Origin of the sequence: Salipiger thiooxidans (assembly GCF_900102075.1) — a bacterium.
Taxonomy (GTDB): Bacteria; Pseudomonadota; Alphaproteobacteria; order Rhodobacterales; family Rhodobacteraceae; genus Salipiger; species Salipiger thiooxidans.
This window is the reverse complement of the sequence record NZ_FNAV01000003.1, coordinates 351459-368816: the sequence shown is the minus strand read 5'-3', so window position 1 is coordinate 368816 and position 17358 is coordinate 351459. Positions and strand designations below refer to the sequence as shown.

Annotated in this window: 15 protein-coding genes; 5 read left to right on the top strand and 10 right to left on the bottom strand. The window is 67.3% G+C overall.

Annotation, left to right across the window (positions count from 1 at the left end; genetic code table 11):
• Nucleotides 1–5: 5 nt before the first annotated feature.
• The 7 genes from BLQ77_RS06095 to cysQ all read right to left on the bottom strand — a co-directional run bounded on the left by BLQ77_RS06095 (nucleotide 6) and on the right by cysQ (nucleotide 8021).
• Nucleotides 6–1706 (bottom strand): DUF5927 domain-containing protein, encoded by a 1701-nt coding sequence (locus BLQ77_RS06095; RefSeq protein ID WP_089956697.1) that lies wholly within the window; start codon nucleotides 1704–1706, stop codon nucleotides 6–8.
• A complete protein-coding gene (locus tag BLQ77_RS06090; protein ID WP_089956693.1) occupies nucleotides 1703–2713 on the bottom strand; it encodes a glycosyltransferase family 2 protein in 1011 nt (336 codons plus the stop codon). The genes BLQ77_RS06095 and BLQ77_RS06090 overlap by 4 nt, the downstream gene beginning before the upstream one ends.
• 51 nt (nucleotides 2714–2764) lie before the next feature.
• On the bottom strand, nucleotides 2765–3982 hold the full coding sequence (locus BLQ77_RS06085; RefSeq protein ID WP_089956690.1) for a glycosyltransferase family 4 protein: 1218 nt from the start codon (nucleotides 3980–3982) through the stop codon (nucleotides 2765–2767).
• A complete protein-coding gene (galE, locus tag BLQ77_RS06080) occupies nucleotides 3963–4946 on the bottom strand; it encodes a UDP-glucose 4-epimerase GalE (RefSeq protein ID WP_008886561.1) in 984 nt (327 codons plus the stop codon). The genes BLQ77_RS06085 and galE overlap by 20 nt, the downstream gene beginning before the upstream one ends.
• A 6-nt stretch (nucleotides 4947–4952) precedes the next feature.
• A complete protein-coding gene (galU, locus tag BLQ77_RS06075) occupies nucleotides 4953–5846 on the bottom strand; it encodes a UTP--glucose-1-phosphate uridylyltransferase GalU (protein WP_008886542.1) in 894 nt (297 codons plus the stop codon).
• Between the two features lie 104 nt (nucleotides 5847–5950).
• Nucleotides 5951–7219 carry a glycosyltransferase family 2 protein gene (locus BLQ77_RS06070; protein ID WP_089956687.1) on the bottom strand — a complete coding sequence of 423 codons (1269 nt, stop codon included), beginning with the start codon at nucleotides 7217–7219 and terminating at the stop codon, nucleotides 5951–5953.
• 4 nt (nucleotides 7220–7223) lie between these two features.
• Complete coding sequence (gene cysQ / locus BLQ77_RS06065) at nucleotides 7224–8021, bottom strand: 3'(2'),5'-bisphosphate nucleotidase CysQ (RefSeq protein ID WP_008886735.1); 798 nt, start codon at nucleotides 8019–8021, stop codon at nucleotides 7224–7226.
• A 126-nt stretch (nucleotides 8022–8147) separates the two neighbouring features.
• Between cysQ and BLQ77_RS06060 the strand changes: the two genes are divergently transcribed.
• Together BLQ77_RS06060 and BLQ77_RS06055 are read left to right on the top strand one after the other, a co-directional pair.
• Nucleotides 8148–8978, top strand: coding sequence for an ABC transporter permease (locus tag BLQ77_RS06060; protein ID WP_089956684.1), 831 nt, complete (start codon nucleotides 8148–8150; stop codon nucleotides 8976–8978).
• Nucleotides 8979–9062: 84 nt separating this feature from the next.
• Nucleotides 9063–9677 (top strand): SH3 domain-containing protein, encoded by a 615-nt coding sequence (locus tag BLQ77_RS06055; protein WP_089956680.1) that lies wholly within the window; start codon nucleotides 9063–9065, stop codon nucleotides 9675–9677.
• A 197-nt stretch (nucleotides 9678–9874) separates the two neighbouring features.
• Here BLQ77_RS06055 and BLQ77_RS06050 read toward each other — a convergent pair whose 3' ends face one another.
• A complete protein-coding gene (locus BLQ77_RS06050) occupies nucleotides 9875–10480 on the bottom strand; it encodes an alpha-ketoglutarate-dependent dioxygenase AlkB family protein (protein WP_242661636.1) in 606 nt (201 codons plus the stop codon).
• A 221-nt stretch (nucleotides 10481–10701) separates the two neighbouring features.
• Between BLQ77_RS06050 and dnaK the strand changes: the two genes are divergently transcribed.
• The 3 genes from dnaK to radC all read left to right on the top strand — a co-directional run bounded on the left by dnaK (nucleotide 10702) and on the right by radC (nucleotide 14789).
• Complete coding sequence (gene dnaK / locus BLQ77_RS06045) at nucleotides 10702–12630, top strand: molecular chaperone DnaK (protein WP_008887209.1); 1929 nt, start codon at nucleotides 10702–10704, stop codon at nucleotides 12628–12630.
• A gap of 79 nt (nucleotides 12631–12709) precedes the next feature.
• Nucleotides 12710–13867, top strand: a complete 1158-nt coding sequence (dnaJ, locus tag BLQ77_RS06040; protein ID WP_008886942.1) for a molecular chaperone DnaJ — start codon at nucleotides 12710–12712, stop codon at nucleotides 13865–13867.
• A 157-nt stretch (nucleotides 13868–14024) separates the two neighbouring features.
• Nucleotides 14025–14789 carry a RadC family protein gene (gene radC / locus BLQ77_RS06035; protein ID WP_089956673.1) on the top strand — a complete coding sequence of 255 codons (765 nt, stop codon included), beginning with the start codon at nucleotides 14025–14027 and terminating at the stop codon, nucleotides 14787–14789.
• A gap of 18 nt (nucleotides 14790–14807) precedes the next feature.
• Here the strand turns inward: radC and BLQ77_RS06030 are convergent, their stop codons facing one another.
• On the bottom strand, nucleotides 14808–16361 hold the full coding sequence (locus BLQ77_RS06030) for a phosphate ABC transporter substrate-binding/OmpA family protein (RefSeq protein ID WP_089956669.1): 1554 nt from the start codon (nucleotides 16359–16361) through the stop codon (nucleotides 14808–14810).
• Nucleotides 16362–16383: 22 nt separating this feature from the next.
• On the bottom strand, nucleotides 16384–17349 hold the full coding sequence (locus tag BLQ77_RS06025; RefSeq protein ID WP_089956665.1) for a translocase: 966 nt from the start codon (nucleotides 17347–17349) through the stop codon (nucleotides 16384–16386).
• Between the last annotated feature and the right edge of the window lie 9 nt (nucleotides 17350–17358).

Genomic DNA, 17358 nt, shown 5'->3' with positions numbered 1-17358 from the left:
GGGCCTTACTTCTTCACAAGGTAGGGTCTGCGCGCCGGGCGGTGGCTGTTGCGCGGCGCGGGCTCGACCGGGAAGTCGCCCACGAGATAGGGGTGCATCCCCTGATTCTTGAGGTTCTGCAGGAACTGGCCGAAGCCCGCGAGATCCTCGAGCACCGGTGCCTCGGCGAGGCGGCGCGGCGCCGTCTGCCCGATCTCGTCGATCACCGCCTGCAGGGGCTCCATCGGGGCCTCGATGAACTCGGCCATGGTCCAGATCCGGATCCGCGCCCTGGCGTCAGGCGAGCGCAGCTCGTCGAGCATCGCGCTCTCGATCTTCTGCAGCCTGGCGGCCTCGGCCCGGAGATCCGCGAAATTGGCGTTGGACTTGAAGAGCGGCACCGCCCAGGCCCCCGAGATCACGCTGATCTGGGCGTTGGGGTCGCGAGCCAGGTCCCACATGATCTCGGGCGTGTCGTGCGGGCCGTACTGGAAGCACTGCCGCATGCCGCGGGTGTTCCACAGCAGGTTGGTCAGGAAGGCCTTGGGGTTGGCATCGCGCAGTTTCGCGGTGTCGGGCAACGCGCCGTTGATCACCGTCTGGCCATCGGCGAACTCGGCCCGCCCGGGTCCGTAGAGATGGCCGTGCACCTGCGCCCCGGTGGCGCGTGCCAGCCAGCCCTCGAACCCCTTGAAGAGTTCGGAAAAGCCCTGGAAGACCGAGTACCTGCCCGCGGTGACGCCGTTCTCCCAGCCATGGTTAGGAAAGCGCGACTGCATGTAGAGCCCGGCCCGCCCCCGAGTCCGCCGGTCCACCGCCCGCGTGAAGATCCGGTCGATCTTGCCCGGGTTCGGCTCCTGCCGGGCCTGGGTGCCCTTGGGGTCGGAGAGGAAGGCGCTGTAGAGACGATCGGCATGGGGCCAGATCTTGCGCGCGACGAAGCAGTCCGAGCGGCGCAGAAGCTGCAGGTGATCGTCGTAGAAAATGTGTGGCTTGCCCTGGAAATCGAACTTCGAGAGCGTCAGAGACCGGCTTTCCACGTTGGTCGAGCAGAGCCGCGCCAGCGTCTGGAAATAGCTCTCGTCCGGGATCCAGACCCGGCGGAAATAGCGGTCGAAAACCCGGCGCTCGGGGTTCTGCAGGATCGCCGAGAGGGTCTGCCGGGTCAGGCACCACCACTGGCTGCCCATATGCGGGACGATCCCCCGCGGCACCCGGCGGCGAAACCCCGTGCGGCGCTGCAGCTCGACGAAGCGGTCGAAGAAAAAACGGTTGCGGCGCCACGAGAACGGGAAGAGCAGCGTGAAGCGATCTTCGTCGAGCCCGCCCACCGTCCAGGGCACGTCGGCGGTGGTGGCGCTTTCGATGAAATCGGTGCGCGGGCGCTCGTCGAGATACGCGATCAGCTCCTCGACCGGGCGCAGCGGCAGGCAGGAGCCCGAGGTCAGGTAGACGTGGCGCACGTCGGGGAAGCGCTCGAGCATCAGCTCGGCGGCGTCCTGGCTGGCGGCGACCAGCCCCCAGGTGCCCCATTCGCAGCGGTGCCGGCGCGAGAAGGTGACGTCGGGCAGATCGCCCAGCGCCTCGACGAAGCGGTCGTGATCCGCGGCGGGCACCATGCTGTCGACGTGGATCACCACCGGGCAGCCGGCCTTGTTCCAGTGCCGCGCGACCTGCTCCGCCCGCCCGAAGGCGGTGTGGACCAGCATCAGGATGCCGACACTCACGCCCAGTTCCCCTTGGACATGAGGCCGAGGATCTCGAGCTGGCGCCAGTTGATGTATTTCTCGGACCACTTGCACCACAGGTCTGGGTTGTCGCGGATGCGCGCGGCATAGGCGAGATACTCGGTCGAGCCCGCGTAGTGCTGCTTGCGGGTCAGCTCTTCCTCGGCCTTGCCGGTGAAGGTGTCGAGAAACTTGGTGTGCAGCAGAAGCCCGCTGGCCTTTTCGCCGCCCCACTCGTCGAACACCGCGTTGAGCCCCCGCGGCAGCAGCATGTGGGTCGAGCTCACGTAGGCGTAGCGCCGGTCCCACCGGACCAGCGGCACCTTGTTGAGCGCCGGAGCCTGCTCGGGCCGGTCGGCGAAGAATGCCCGGGCGCGCGGCCCGCCCTGGATCCAGAGGTTGCCGTAGCGATGGTTGCGCCGGATCGAGTAGTTGCCCGCGTCGAACCAATGCGCAATCTCGAGCGGGTTCTGCCCGGCCTCGTAGGGTTGCGCGTCGATCCGGCCCTTGGGGTACATGTCGAGCAGCATCGCCGAGAAACTCTTGATCGACGAGGCGTCGAGCCAGTCGGTCAGCGCCCTGAGCGGCCGGGTATCACAGAACGGGTAGAGGAAGAACTCGTCGGGATCGACGGTCAGGGTCCAGTGGCCGTGGCCGTACCTGCGCAGGAGGAAGTTGATCCAGTCCATCCCGAAGCGCGAGCGCTTGTAGCTGCCGCGGGTGGTCCAGACCGAGACATCCTCTTGCCGGGCGAGGTAGTCGAGCGAGGTGTCGGTGCTGTCATTGTCGACGAAGATGAAGTGGTTCACCCCCATCTCGCGGTAGTAGCGCAGGAAATACGGCAGCCGCACCCCCTCGTTGCGCTGGGTGCAGAAGACCAGCAGGTCCGAGGGGCGGATGCGGTCGGTGCGGTCGCTGGCGGGCCGAAGCTCGCGCGATTTGCGCAGGGCACGCAGCCGCCATCGCTTGCGCTGAAGCCTCAGCCGGTATGACTGCCATGCACCCAAAACGCGCACCCTTACGCGGGCCGGTTTCTCTGGCCCAATTCCCGACGGCTATCAGATCAGCGTTAACACGGTCTTGAAGTGCGCATCCCAGCCCGGCGGAGTCCAGTTGCCGGCGCCGCGTCGCACGTCGTGCCGATCCGCTGCCATCCTCGTTATTTCACGGGCCCAAAGATACTGGTCGGATACCTGTGCGTAAACGGGAATATCCTGCAGCACCTCGCGCACCACCGGCAGCTCGGCCGAAAGCACCGGCACCCCCAGCGCCGCGGCCTCGACCGGCGGCAGGCCGAAGCCCTCGGCGAGGCTCGGGAACAGCAACCCGGCGCTGTCCGCCAGCAGCGCCGCGACCTGCCCGTCGTCGAGCCCCGGCAATTCGTGCACCCGTGCGGGGCGGGCATCGAGCGCGGCGAAAACCGCGGCGTTGTTCCAGCCCCTGCCCCCGCAGATCAGCAAGTGGGCGTCGGGCGGCACGCTATTCCGGTCCGTCTCGGAAGGCTTGTCCCCTTGCCAGAGCCGCAGCAGCAGCGTGTGATTCTTGCGTGGCTCCACGGTGCCCAGCACGACAAAATAGGGCTTGCCTGTCCACGGCCCCTCGGGCGCCACGCCGGGTTGTGGCCTGGGCACGCCGAGATGGGCCACAACCGTCTCGGGGCACGCGGGGCCGAGGTGGCGACGCAGATCCGCCTCGGTCACCCGCGAATTGCAGATCACCAGATCCGCCGCCTGCCCCACCCGGTCCAGAAAGCTCCGGAACCGCTGCGGGATGCCCTCGCCGCAATACTCCGGGTGATCGAGCGGGATGGTGTCGTGCAGCAGAACCGCGATGCGCGCGCCCGGCACGCCGCGAAGGGCGCGGACGAGGCGGTCGGTCAGGCCGGTGTGGCCGGTGTTGAGGTAGTGAGTGCCGGCGGGCAGCCCGCGCAGCATCCGCCCGAGACCCGGCGGCAGGCACCGCGCCACGGCCACGCGGCGCAGCGCGCGCTCGGCCCCGGCGCGGGCGGGCGCGATTCCCCGCAGCCGCGACAGGCGGTCGGGCGCAGGCCAGTCTCCGCGGTCGATGTGCCGCTTCAGCGCGGCGCAACCGTCATGGCCAAGCAGCAGGTAGCCCAGCGACGTGCGCACCAGCCCCCAGAGGGAGCCGGTTGTCAGCAAATGGTCGAGATAGGCGTATTCCACCCGGTCGATGCCGGTGAAGGGGCGGCCGGCCCTGGAGACCAGCCGCGTGAGGTCGAGGAGGCGCGGCGGCGCCTCAGCCCTCGTAGTGCCCATTCTGGTGCCAGCGCCAGGCGTCGGCGATCATCTGCGGCATGGTCGACCGGGACGGCTCCCAGCCGAGCTCGGCGGCGGCACGGGTCGAGCCCGACACCAGCTTGGTGGCGTCACCGGCACGGCGCGGGCCCTCGGAATGCGGCACCTCGCGGTTGGTGACGGAGCGCGATGCGTCGATCACCTCGCGCACCGAGAAGCCCTTGCCGGTGCCAAGGTTGAACACCCGGCTGCCCTTGCCATCGGTCAGCCACTTCAGCCCGAGCACATGCGCGTCGACGAGGTCGCAGACATGCACGTAGTCGCGGATGCAGGTGCCGTCCGGCGTGTCGTAGTCGGTGCCGTGGATCGACAGCGCCGGGCGGGTGCCGTCGATCGCCTCGAGCATCACCGGGATCAGGTGCGTCTCGGGGCGGTGATGCTCGCCGACCTCGCCCTCGGGATCGGCGCCCGCCACGTTGAAGTAGCGGAAGATCACGTGGCGCAGCCCCTTGGCGGCCTCGAAGTCGCGGAGGATGTTCTCGACCGCGCGCTTGGAGGCACCGTAGGCGTTGAGCGGCTCCTGCGGCGTGCTCTCGTCGAGCACGACGTTGTCATGCTCGCCGTAGGTGGCGCAGGTCGAGGAGAAGACGAAGTTCAGACAGCCCGCCGCGGTGGCGGCCTCGATCAGCGTCAGCGATCCCTCGACGTTGTTGCGCCAGTAGCGGCCGGGTTCCGACATCGCCTCGCCGACCTGGCTGAGGGCGGCAAAATGCATCACGGCAACGGGCTGGTAGGTCGCGAAGACCTCGTCGAGCCGGGCGCGATCCGACAGATCGCCCTGCTCGAATGGGCCGAATTTCACGGCATCCTTCCAGCCCGTGACCAGGTTGTCGTATGTCACGGGGGTATAACCGGCGGCTTTCAGGGCCTTGCAGGCGTGCGAGCCGATATAGCCCGCACCGCCGGTCACCAATACATTGCTCATTGCCTCTTATTGCGCGGCCTTGCGGGCCCCGATCACCTCGTGGAGGTAGGCCTCGAGGTCGTCGCGCAGGTCGGCCCGGTCGAGCCCGAAGGCCACCGTCGCCTGCAGGAAGCCGGCCTTGGAGCCGCAGTCGTAGCGCTGGCCGTTGAAGCGGAAACCGTAGACGCCCTCGTCGCTGCCGATCTGCTGCGCGATGGCATCGGTCAGCTGGATCTCGCCGCCGGCACCGGCCTGCTTCTGGTTGAGGTTGTCGAGGATCGTCGGCGACAGGATGTAGCGGCCGATCACGGCGAGGTTGGACGGAGCGGTGCCCTTGGCGGGCTTCTCGACCATGCCCTTGACCGACACCAGCGACCCCATGTCTTCCTGCACGTCGAGGATGCCGTACGAGGACGCCTTGTCAGCGGGAACTTCCATCGCGGCGACCATGTTGCCGCCGATTTCCTCGTAGGATTCGACCATCTGCTGGAGGCAGGGCTTGTCGGCGGCGATGACGTCGTCGGGCAGCATCACGGCGAAGGGCTCGTCGCCGATCAGGCGGCGGGCGCACCAGACCGCGTGGCCGAGGCCCAGCGCCTTGTGCTGGCGGATGTAGGCGATCTCGCCCGAGTCCATGTTGGTGGATTGCAGGACTTCGAGCAGCTCGTCCTTGCCCTTGGCCTTCAGGTCGGCTTCAAGATGGGGAGCGTGATCGAAGTAATCCTCAAGCGCGCTCTTCCCGCGCGAGGTGACAAAAATAAATTCCTTGATACCGGCGGCCCGTGCCTCGTCGATGGCGTATTGCACCAACGGGCGGTCAACCAGGGTCATAATCTCTTTCGGGACGGATTTGGTCGCCGGAAGGAAGCGCGTGCCAAGTCCCGCAACAGGGAAGATGGCTTTCGTTACCTTGTTCCGCATATTCTGCTCCTAGCATTCCATACGGGCTCTTTTCGCGCCCGTATCGAAGATTCACTAACACGTTACTCATGACGATAAAACAACGCAAACTTGCATGTATTCCGTCAATTTTGCGCCTGCAGCAAAAGGCCGCTGTTTTTTTGGCTACTGCCGCGGATATCCGCGACTCGCTCAACCTCAGCGTGCACGCGCGACCTGAAAAGACAAGGGCGAATGATACGGCCAGAGCGGATGCTCCGGCCCCAAAGCCCCCCTGTCTGCTCCCAGTACCCTTCGGGCCTGAAACTCATCTGGTGGTAGAGCGCCGTGTGCGAGAAACGGAACACGCTCACCACGTGTCCGAGGCCCGCGAGCCGCGCTGCCTCCACCCTCGTTTTGCGCCGGCTCCACAGCCTCCCCGCGAGTACATCTCGGGGCGCCCCCGGGCGACCCGGGAACGGCAGGAACGGCGTCTTCGCGGGCCCGATCGGCTCTGGCGCCGATAGCGGCCTCGTCTCGCCGTCGCGATAGCCCCGGTCGAGCCCCGCCAGCAGCCGGAGCACATCGTCCGGCCCCAGCGGGCCGCGCCGCATGTACTCGAGCAGCCGCCGTCGCTGCTCCGCGCGGAACGTCAGCCACGCGGCACCGCGCTCGGCCTCGGGGCAGTGCCGGCGCAGGAAGACCGCCAGCGAGGCGCCGATTTCGGTCAGGTCCCGCGGCGTGCGGTCGGCCCCGCGGCGCGCGCTTTCGGCGTAGCCATGGTGGACCTGCGCCCGTGGCACCACCGCAACCGCATGCCCCGCCGCCGCCAGCCGCAGGTCGAGGTCGGTCTCGTCGAGAAAGAACCGATAGGCGGGGTCGAAACCTCCGAGCCCTGCCAGCACCGAGCGGCGATGCGCCATGTTGGTGCCCTGCAGCTTCACCGCGCGTCCGGGCATCGGCGCAAAGACCTGCGCCTCCATTCCCCCGAGAGCGAGCGGCGCCTCTTCCGCACGCCCGGTCACGCTGCGCGCCGTCCACTGGTAGTCGATGCCGTTGCGCCCGCGCACGTAGCCCCCGGTTGCGGCAACCTCCGCCGCTTCGAAGGGCGCGCAGAGATGACCGAGCCATGTCGGCTCGGGCACCGCGTCGTCATCGAGAAAGGCCACCGCCTCGCCCGCCGCATGGGCGATGCCGAGATTGCGCGCGGCCGAGATGTTGGGGGTGTCGAAGGGGACCAGCTTGATGCGGTCCGCGTGGGGACGGGCAGAGGCGGCCGCCGCGCCCTCCGGGCAGGCGACGACGATCACCTCGAAGCCCGGATGGTCGAGCTGCGCCACCGCCGTCAGGCAGAGGCGCAGCGCCTGCGGGCGTCCCCGGCTCACGATCACGACGCTGACCGGGGGCACGCCCATGATGTCAGCCCTGCTTCAGCTCCACGCTCGGAGCGTAGGCGATGAAGAAGGGGTTGGCGAAGCCCGGCTTGCCATAAGCCAGCGGCGAATGGTCATCGAACCGCACGACCCGGCCACCCGCACCGTTGAGCACGGCGTGACCGGCGGCGGTGTCCCACTCCATGGTGCGGCCAAGGCGCGGATAGAGGTCCGCCTCGCCGGTGGCGACGAGGCAGAACTTCAGCGACGAACCGGCGCTTTTCATGTCCTCGACCGAGTACTTGCCGATGTAGTCGTCGGTGGCCTGGTCGCGGTGCGACTTGGAGGCCACCACCATCAGCGACGAGTTGTCCGCCTGCGAGACGGTGATCGGGGTCAGCTCGCCCACGGTCTCCTTGTCGAAGGGGCCGGCCTCCTCGACCGACTTGCCGAGCGCATCGGTGTAGAACATGCGCTGCTTGGCGGGCGCGTAGACCACGCCGCGCACCGGGACGCCCTCTTCCACCAGCGCGATGTTCACGGTGAAGTCGCCGCGACGGTTGACGAATTCCTTGGTGCCGTCGAGCGGGTCGACGATGAGGAAGGTCATGACCTCCTGCCCGTGACTGTCGGACTGCTCCTCGGTGACCAGAGGCATGTCGGGGAAGGCCTCGCGCAGACCGGCGGAGATCAGGGCGTCGGCAGCTTCGTCGGCCTCGGTCACCGGGCTCTGGTCGGATTTCGATTTCACCTCGAAGTCGTCGCTGTTGTAAATTTCCATGATCTTGTCGCCCGCCTCGAGGGCCAGACGGCGCATGACCGCAACCAGAGTTTCGTAATTCAAAGCCTGTCTCCTTCACCGCGACGCCCGCGGATTTATTGATTTGGAAGCCTGCGACTCTTATGCTGGCGCCAAACAAGATGGGCAAGAAGACCCGTCGCCTTTTGCGTGTATCGGAGCAGTTCTGCCATGTTTCAGACCACGAAGCCGCGCTCGCGGTTCGGATCCGCGCTCTACATCTGCGAACTGATCTACCACAACTCCGTGCGCGCCGTCCGCAAGAGCCATGGCAACGCCTTCGTGGCGCTCTTCATGAACATGCTGCAGACCATCATCTTCGTGCTCGCCTTCTACTTCATGTTCCAGGTGCTCGGCATGCGCAGCACCGCCATCCGCGGCGACTTCATGATCTACATCATGACCGGCGTGTTCCTCTACATGACCCACTCCAAGACGCTGGGCGCCGTCGTCGCCTCCGAGGGGCCCGCCAGCCCGATGATGCAGCACGCGCCGATGAACACCGCCATCGCCATCGCCTCGGCGATGCTGTCGACGCTCTACATCCAGATCCTGTCGCTGGTCTTCATCCTCTTCGTCTACGACGTGGCCTTCAATCCCTTCGTCATGCAGGAGATCCACGACCCCATCGGCTGCATCGCCATGATCCTGCTGTCGTGGTTCTCGGGGGCGGCCATCGGCATGGTCTTCCTTGCGGCGAAGCCTTGGTTCCCGACGCCGGTGCAGATCCTCTCGACGGTCTACCAGCGCGCCAACATGATCGCCTCGGGCAAGATGTTCGTGGCCAACACCCTGCCGAGCTACATGCTGGTGATGTTCGACTGGAACCCGCTCTTCCACACCATCGACCAGTCGCGCGGCTACGCCTTCGTCGACTACAACCCGCGCAACTCGAACTGGGAATACGCGCTCTACGTCTCGCTGGTGCTGCTGATGATCGGGCTGATGGGCGAATTCTACACCCGCCGCCATGCCTCTGCGAGCTGGAGCGCGCGGCGCTGACACCGCGGCCGCCCGCAACACCCTGGGTTGCGCCCGGCATCGCTGCTATCCTGCCGCCAGAGATTGACCGAAAAGGGATTGCCCATGTCACGCCTTGCGCTTTCGCTCGCCTGCGGCCTTGCGCTGTCGCAGCCGCTCTTCGCCCAGGAGTTTCCCGCGCTCTACGACGTGACCGGGGTCGCGGCGGGGGACGTGCTGAACGTGCGCACCGCCCCGGACGCCGCGGCCGACGTCATCGGCGCGCTTGCCCCGAACCAGCAGAACGTCGAGGTGACCGCCTCCGACGACGACGGCAGCTGGGGCCGGGTCAACATCGGCGAGGGAACCGGCTGGGCCTCGCTCTCCTTCCTCGCGCCGCAAGAGGGCAGCGCCATGCCCGACGCCGCCGAGGTGACCTGCTTCGGGACCGAGCCGTTCTGGAGCTACCATGTCACCCCCGGCGGCGACGCCACGTGGTTGGCCATCGACGACGAGGTCGCCACCATGCTCGCCGGCCCGTTCCGCCACGCCGACGCCCGCTTCGAGCCCTTCGTCTCCATCGCGGGCGGCCCGGACCAGCAGGGCGTGCTCGTGATGCAGAAGGACGCGGAATGCTCGGACGGGATGTCGGACGGTCTCTGGGGGCTGAGCGGCACCGTGGTGCTGACCGGCGCGCTCAGCCGGGCGGTCTCGGGATGCTGCAGCCTCGAACCGCAGTGATCCGCACCAGCCGGACCAGCCGGACCAGACACATCCAACGCCCTGAGACGCCACGGCAAGGGCGGACCCCCGCCCTTCATCTTGCCGGATAAACTCCCGCCGGAGGCATCCGAGCTCGCCACCGGGCGCATGGCCCGAAGGTCAGCGCCCCGCCTCCCCCCGGTTCAGCCCACCACAAAACAGATCAGCCCCCAAGATCAGCTCACCACCCGCAAGGTCAGGTTGATCCGTCCGCCCTGCGGCAGCAGCGTCGACGAGCCGAAGCGGATGCGGTCGACCCCGTGGTGCCGCAGCCGTGCCTCGCCGCCCATCACCACGACGTCGCCCGAGCGCAGCCAGACCGACTCGGTGCTGCCGCCGCGCTCGGTGTTGCCCATGCGGAAGAGCCCCTCGTCTCCCAGCGACACCGAGACCACCGGGCAGGAGAAATCCGCCTCGTCGCGGTCCTGGTGCAGGCCCATGCGCGCGCCTTCGCCGTACCAGTTGATCAGGCAGCATTCCGGCGCCCGCGCGCAGCCCGAGACCGCCTCCCAGATCGCCAGCACCTCGTCGGGAATCGGCGGCCAGTCCATGCCGTCGGGGTGGCGCGGCTCGTAGCGGTAACCGCGGCGGTCGGTGACCCAGCCAAAGCGTCCGGCCGCGGACATGCGCACCGACATCTTCTGCCCGCGCGGCGTCACCGGCTGGTACAGCGGCGCGATCCGCAGGCAGTCGCGCAGCCGCGCCACCAGCGTTTCCTGCGCGGCACGGTCGAGAAAGCCCGCATGGATCCGGAATCCGCGTCGCTCGAAGGTCTCTGTCATGGCCTCTTTCTTTCGCATCCCTTCATGTGACGCAAAGAAAATACCGAGATTCCCGCGAAACTGGCAAAGAGCGGCGCTTGCAGGGGTGAAACGCCCTCCTTATATACCTCCCGAAGCCGCGAGGCCCCGGCCAGACGGCAGATCAAACAGCGGGGCTCTGATGCCGTAATCGGGTCCGAGTACCTCGCGTCATCGCCTTGAATTCAGAAAGGGATCGAAACATGGGTAAAGTGATCGGTATCGACCTCGGCACCACCAACTCGTGCGTCGCCATCATGGACGGCAGCCAGGCCCGGGTCATCGAGAACTCCGAAGGTGCACGCACCACCCCCTCGATCGTCGCATTCGCCGACGACGAGCGCCTTGTCGGCCAGCCCGCGAAGCGGCAGGCCGTGACCAACCCCGAAGCCACTATCTTCGCCGTCAAGCGCCTGATCGGCCGCCGCACCACCGATGCGGAAGTGACGAAGGACCAGAAGATCGTCCCCTACAAGATCGTCGACGGCGGCAACGGTGACGCATGGGTCGAGGCCAAGGGCGAGAGGTACTCCCCGAGCCAGATCTCGGCCTTCATCCTCGGCAAGATGAAGGAAACCGCCGAATCCTACCTCGGCGAGGAAGTGACCCAGGCGGTCATCACCGTCCCGGCCTACTTCAACGACGCCCAGCGTCAGGCCACCAAGGACGCCGGCAAGATCGCCGGTCTCGAAGTGCTGCGCATCATCAACGAGCCGACGGCCGCCGCGCTGGCCTACGGTCTCGACAAGAAGGAATCGAAGACCATCGCGGTCTACGACCTTGGCGGCGGTACCTTCGACGTCACCATCCTCGAGATCGACGACGGCCTCTTCGAAGTGAAATCCACCAACGGCGACACGTTCCTCGGCGGTGAAGACTTCGACATGCGGATCGTCAACTACCTCGCCGACGAGTTCAAGAAAGAGCACCAGGTCGACCTGACCAAGGACAAGATGGCCCTGCAGCGCCTGAAAGAGGCGGCGGAAAAGGCCAAGATCGAACTGTCCTCGTCGAGCCAGACCGAGATCAACCAGCCGTTCATCTCGATGGGCTCGGGCGGCCAGCCGCTGCACATGGTCATGAAGCTGACCCGTGCCAAGCTGGAAAGCCTCGTGGGCGACCTGATCAAGAACTCGCTCAAGCCCTGTGCCGCCGCTCTCAAGGACGCCGGCATCTCGAAGGAAGAGATCGACGAGGTCGTGCTCGTGGGCGGTCAGACGCGCATGCCGAAGGTCATGGAAGAGGTGACCAAGTTCTTCGGCAAGGAGCCGCACAAGGGCGTGAACCCGGATGAAGTGGTCGCCATGGGCGCCGCGATCCAGGCCGGCGTCCTGCAGGGTGACGTGAAGGACGTGGTCCTTCTCGACGTGACCCCGCTGTCGCTCGGCATCGAGACGCTGGGTGGCGTGTTCACCCGCCTGATCGACCGCAACACCACGATCCCGACCAAGAAGTCGCAGATCTTCTCCACCGCCGAGGACAACCAGTCGGCCGTGACGATCCGCGTCTTCCAGGGCGAGCGCGAGATGGCTGCCGACAACAAGCTGCTCGGCCAGTTCAACCTCGAGCAGATCCCGCCGGCCCCCCGCGGCCTGCCGCAGATCGAGGTGACCTTCGACATCGACGCCAACGGCATCGTCTCCGTGTCCGCCAAGGACAAGGGCACGAACAAGGAGCAGAAGATCACCATCCAGGCCTCTGGCGGTCTGTCGGACGATGACATCGAGAAGATGGTCAAGGAAGCCGAAGAGAACGCCGAGAAGGACAAGGAGCGCCGCGAGCTCGTCGAGGCCCGCAACCAGGCGGAAAGCCTCATCCACTCGACCGAGAAGTCGATCGAGGAGCACGGCGACAAGGTCGACCCGTCGACCATCGAGGCCATCGAGCTGGCGATCTCCGCGCTCAAGGACGATCTCGAGAAGGACGGCGTCGCCGCCGAGAAGATCAAGGCCGGCATCCAGAACGTGACCGAAGCGGCCATGCGTCTGGGCGAGGCGATCTACAAGGCGCAGGCCGACTCGGCCGAGGGGTCGGACGATCCCGAGGCCTCCGCCAACGCCGGGTCCTCGTCGCAGGATGATGACATCGTCGACGCCGATTTCGAGGATCTTGGCAACGACAAGCGTGGCTGAGCAAAGCCTCGGAACAGATCGGGGGCCGGTCCGGATGCCGGGCCGGCCCCTTCCCGTTCCGGGCGAGAGGAGGACATAGATGTCCAAACGTGACTATTACGACCTGCTCGGCGTCGCGAAAGGGGCCTCCGCGGAAGAGATCAAGAAGGGCTATCGCAAGAAGGCGAAGGAACTTCACCCCGACCGTAACGCGGACAACCCCGATGCCGAGGCACAGTTCAAGGAAATCAACGAGGCCTACGACGTCCTGAAGGACGCCGACAAGAAGGCCGCCTACGACCGCTTCGGCCATGCAGCCTTCGAAGGTGGCATGGGCGGTGGTGGCGGCGGGCGTCCCGGCGGCGGCTTCCAGGGCGGCCAGGGCGATTTCGCCTCGGCCTTCTCCGACGTCTTCGACGACCTCTTCGGCGACTTCATGGGCGGCCGTCAGGGTGGCGGGCGCCAGCGCGCCGCGCGCGGGGCCGACCTGCGCTACAATCTGCGCGTGACGCTGGAAGAGGCCTACAACGGCCTTCAGAAGACCATCAACGTGCCGACTTCGGTGCAGTGTGGCGAATGCAACGGATCCGGAGCCGAGGGCGGCGCCGAGCCGGTGACCTGTCCGACCTGCTCCGGCATGGGCAAGGTCCGCGCCACGCAGGGCTTCTTCACGGTCGAGCGCACCTGCCCGACCTGTTCCGGGCTCGGCCAGATCATCAAGAACCCCTGCGCCAAGTGTGGCGGTCAGGGCCGCGTCCAGAAGGAACGCGCGCTCTCGGTCAACATCCCCGCAGGCGTCGAGACCGGCACCCGGATCCGGCTTGCCGGCGAGGGCGAGGCCGGGATGCGGGGCGGGCCTCCGGGCGACCTCTACATCTTCATCGAGGTCAAGCCGCACGAGATCTTCGAGCGTGAAGGCGTCGAGCTGCATTGCCGCGTGCCGGTGTCGATGACCACGGCAGCACTTGGCGGCGACATCGAGGTCCCGACCATCGACGGCGGCCGCAGCCGGGTGAAGATCCCCTCCGGCAGCCAGTCCGGCCGCCAGATGCGCCTGCGCAGCAAGGGCATGCCCGCCCTGCGCGGCGGTGCTGCGGGGGACATGTTCATCGAACTCGCGGTCGAGACCCCGGTGAACCTGACCTCGCGCCAGAAGGAACTCCTGCGCGAGTTCGAGGAGCTGTCCGAGGACAACAATCCGGAATCGCACAGCTTCTTCTCATCGGTGAAGAACTTCTGGGATTCGATGAAGGGGTGATTTCACGTACCCGCGCCTCTGGCGCGGGCAAACTCTCCGGGGAGAGGGTTTGGTGAAATCACGGGCCCCATCCAACGCGCACATCCGAAAGGCCGCGCTTCGGCGCGGCCTTTCTGCTTTTAACCCTTCGCTAACCAGCCCGCGTCAATCTGGCGGCATGAAACGTGCCCCGCATTTCTCCGATTCCCAGGCCGCACTCTTCGATCACGACGAGGCGCCGGTGCTGCCTGCCCGCGGAGAGAGGCAGCTTCCCTCCTACATCCGCGACCACCGCGCCCGGCTGCGCGAGCGCTTCCTCATAGGCGGCCCCGATGCGCTGCCGGATTACGAGCTGCTGGAACTCGTGCTCTTCCGCGCCATCCCCCGACGCGACGTGAAGCCGCTCGCCCGCGCGCTGCTCGAGCGTTTCGGCGATTTCAACGGAGTGCTTTCGGCACCGGCCACCCGCCTGCACGAGACCGCCGGGGTCGGCGACGCCGTGGTGACCGAGCTCAAGATCGTCGAGGCTGCCGCGCACAGGCTTGCCCGCTCGCGCGTGTTGCAGAAGCAGGTGGTCACCTCGTGGGACGCGCTGCTCGAGTATTGCCAGACCGCCATGGCCCACCGCGACACCGAGCAGTTCCGCGTCCTGTTCCTCGACCGAAAGAACGTGCTCATCGCCGACGAACCGCAGGCGCGGGGCACCGTGGACCACGTGCCCGTCTACCCGCGCGAGGTGGTCAAGCGCGCGCTCGAGCTCAATGCCTCGGCGCTGATCCTCGTGCACAACCATCCCTCTGGGGATCCCACGCCAAGCCAGGCGGACATCGACATGACGGCGCAGATCCAGGTCGCGGCGGATGCGCTGGGGATCACCCTGCACGACCACCTCGTGATCGGGAAATCCCGCGAGCTGAGCTTCCGCAGCGCCGGGCTGCTGTAGCCCGGGCGCGCAGGCGGATCAGTTCACCCAGACCTCGACGCGGCGGTTGACCTGCCGGCCCCAGACCGTGTCGTCGCAGGCCATCGGCATGGCCTCACCGAAGGCCTCGGTCGCCATGCCGATGCGGTCAAGGTCGGCAGCCTCGGCCGCCTGCTCCACCGCCGTGCGCACCGCGTCGGCGCGTTTGCGGGCGATCTCGAGGTTGGCGTCCGCATCCCCCTGCCCGTCCGAGAAGCCCACGAAGACCAGTTCGCGGCCGTCGTACTCGCCCGCCTCGAGCGAGCGCGCCAGCTGCTGCACGTTCGAGCGCGACTGCGCGTCGAGCCGCACCGAGCCGGGCTCGAAGCGGAACGAGGTGGTGAGCCGCCGCATTGGCGCCAGCGCCGTCACCATGTGCTGCAGCAGCGCCAGCCCGCCTTCGCCCTCGGCCACCGCGATGGCATTGGCCAGCCGGTCGCCCTGCAGGTTCAGCGCCAGCTCTTCGGGCGCCTGATCCACGAACCCCGCCCGGCGGATGACGATCTGCGCCGGGGCGCTGCGGGTGAAGGCGAGGAAGTCCCGCGCCAGCGCCGGCAGACGCCGCGCGGGCAGGTAGAGGAACATCGGCGCGGTCAGAGGGTAATCCTCGGTCTTGATTTCGGCGCGCCGCCCGCGCAGCTGGAAGCCGCAGCTGCCGGTGATGTAGAGCGGCTTGGTGTTGCCGATCTCGGAGTAACTCGCGAGGCCGATGCCGAAGGGATCTCCGGCCACCGCCTCGGCCAGCGCCGCATTGCCCGCGTGGCGGATGATCTCGCCGTCGAGCTCGAGCCCCGAAGGGCGCAGCAGCCGGTCCTCGATCCCCTGCGACAGCCCGGATTCGGCGTTGCGCAGGTGCAGGACCACCGGCGCGTCGGGCCCGCCGAGCTCGCGCCAGTTGCTGAGCCGCCCCGACAGGATTCGCGCGAGGTCCGAAAGTGAAAGCGCGTTGACCGGGTTGTTCGCCGCGACCACCGGGATCATCGCGTCGAGCGCCAGCACCCGGCTGCGGTTGGGATGCGAGAGGTCTCCGAGCCCGGCCTCGCTGGCCAGCGCTTCCTCGTTGTCGCGGATCTCGCGCAGGGCCATGACGATGTCGGCCTCGTCGGCGAGCAGGTCCGCGAAGCCCGCGTCGGTGCTGCTGATGCGGAAGTCGAAGCGCCCGACCACGCGGTCCTCGGCGGGATCGGTGAGCTCGTAGCGGAAGCCGGTGTCGCCCAGCTGCAGACGCTCGGCCTCGAGCCCGTTGCGCAGCGCGAAGCCCTCGATCAGCGCGGGCATCAGCACGTCGCCGATGGTGGCAGAACCCGAGACCCGCATCTCGGCCACGAAATCGGTCAGCGAGGGGCAGCCCACACCGTCGCAGAGCACGCCGGAGCTGTCCACGGTGAGCTCGCCGTAGCGGGTTTCGACCCGATAGAACTCACCGTCGAAGCCCAGCAGAGTGCCGTTCAGCTCGATCCCGCCATCGCGCGAGCGCAGGGTGATGTCCTGCGCCAGAAGCGGTGTGCCCGTAATGAAAAGTGCGGCGAAGACCGCCGCACGAAACGCCTGCATGAAAGACCCCGGTTGCCCCTGTCTACCTCGCGGCAATCTTCAGGTCTTCGACCAGATTATTCAACACCAGAAAATCTCCGACGGCGCCGTCACAGGCCGGCATGTCGAGCGACAGATCGTTTACGCCGAGCCGCCCCGAGCCCCGGCGATCGAGCATCTGGGCCTCGACCGTGGTGCCGCAGTTCCCGGCGGTGACCTCGGCCTCGACCGAGAGCGCCACGCTGCCCTCGCGCTTGGCGCCGCCGGTGGGGAAGCTGTAGACCTCGGCCACCAGAGCACCGGGCACGAGGCTGTTGCCGAGCCGGGTCAGGAAGCCGCCATCGCCCTGCGCGGCGCGCTCGACGTCGCCGGTGCGTTCCGACCAGACGTGGCCCTCGTCGCGGTAGCCCGCGCCGAACTCGAGCGCGTGCAGGCCGAGCCCGCTGCCCCCCTGCCCCTGCAAAACGACGCGGTCGTAATAGGGCAGGACGGGGACCTCGGCGCGGGCGATGGCGCCGTCGCCGTTGCCGAAGGAGACGATGAAGAGCGCGCTTTCCGCCAGCGCCGGGACGCTCACACGCAGGCTGCCGTCGGGGCGGGTGATCTCGGTGAACATCATGCCCTGGTGATGGATGGCGACGCGCTCGGAGCGGTAGCAGGGCGCCATGACCTCGAGCGCCACCATGGCGCCGAGCTCGACCTTGGCACGCGCGGTGACCATGCAGTCGGGCGAGGCCGCAGCCGCCTGCAGCGAGGCGGCGCTGTCAGCCGCGGGCACGGTCCGGAGCGAGGCGAGGGACAGCGGCGCCGGAACCCGGTAGGCGGCTCTGGTGGCGGGAAGGCGTGGCGCGACGGCGGAGGAGGTCTCGGTGATCCCACTGACCACCAGCGGCGCGGCCTCGGCGCTCAGGACGGGTTGCGTCGTGGCGCCATGCTCCATGACGAAGCCGATGGCCAGCGCCGCACAGGCAGTCACCACTCCAAGAAGATATGTCTTGAGACGCTCCATCCAGGCCTC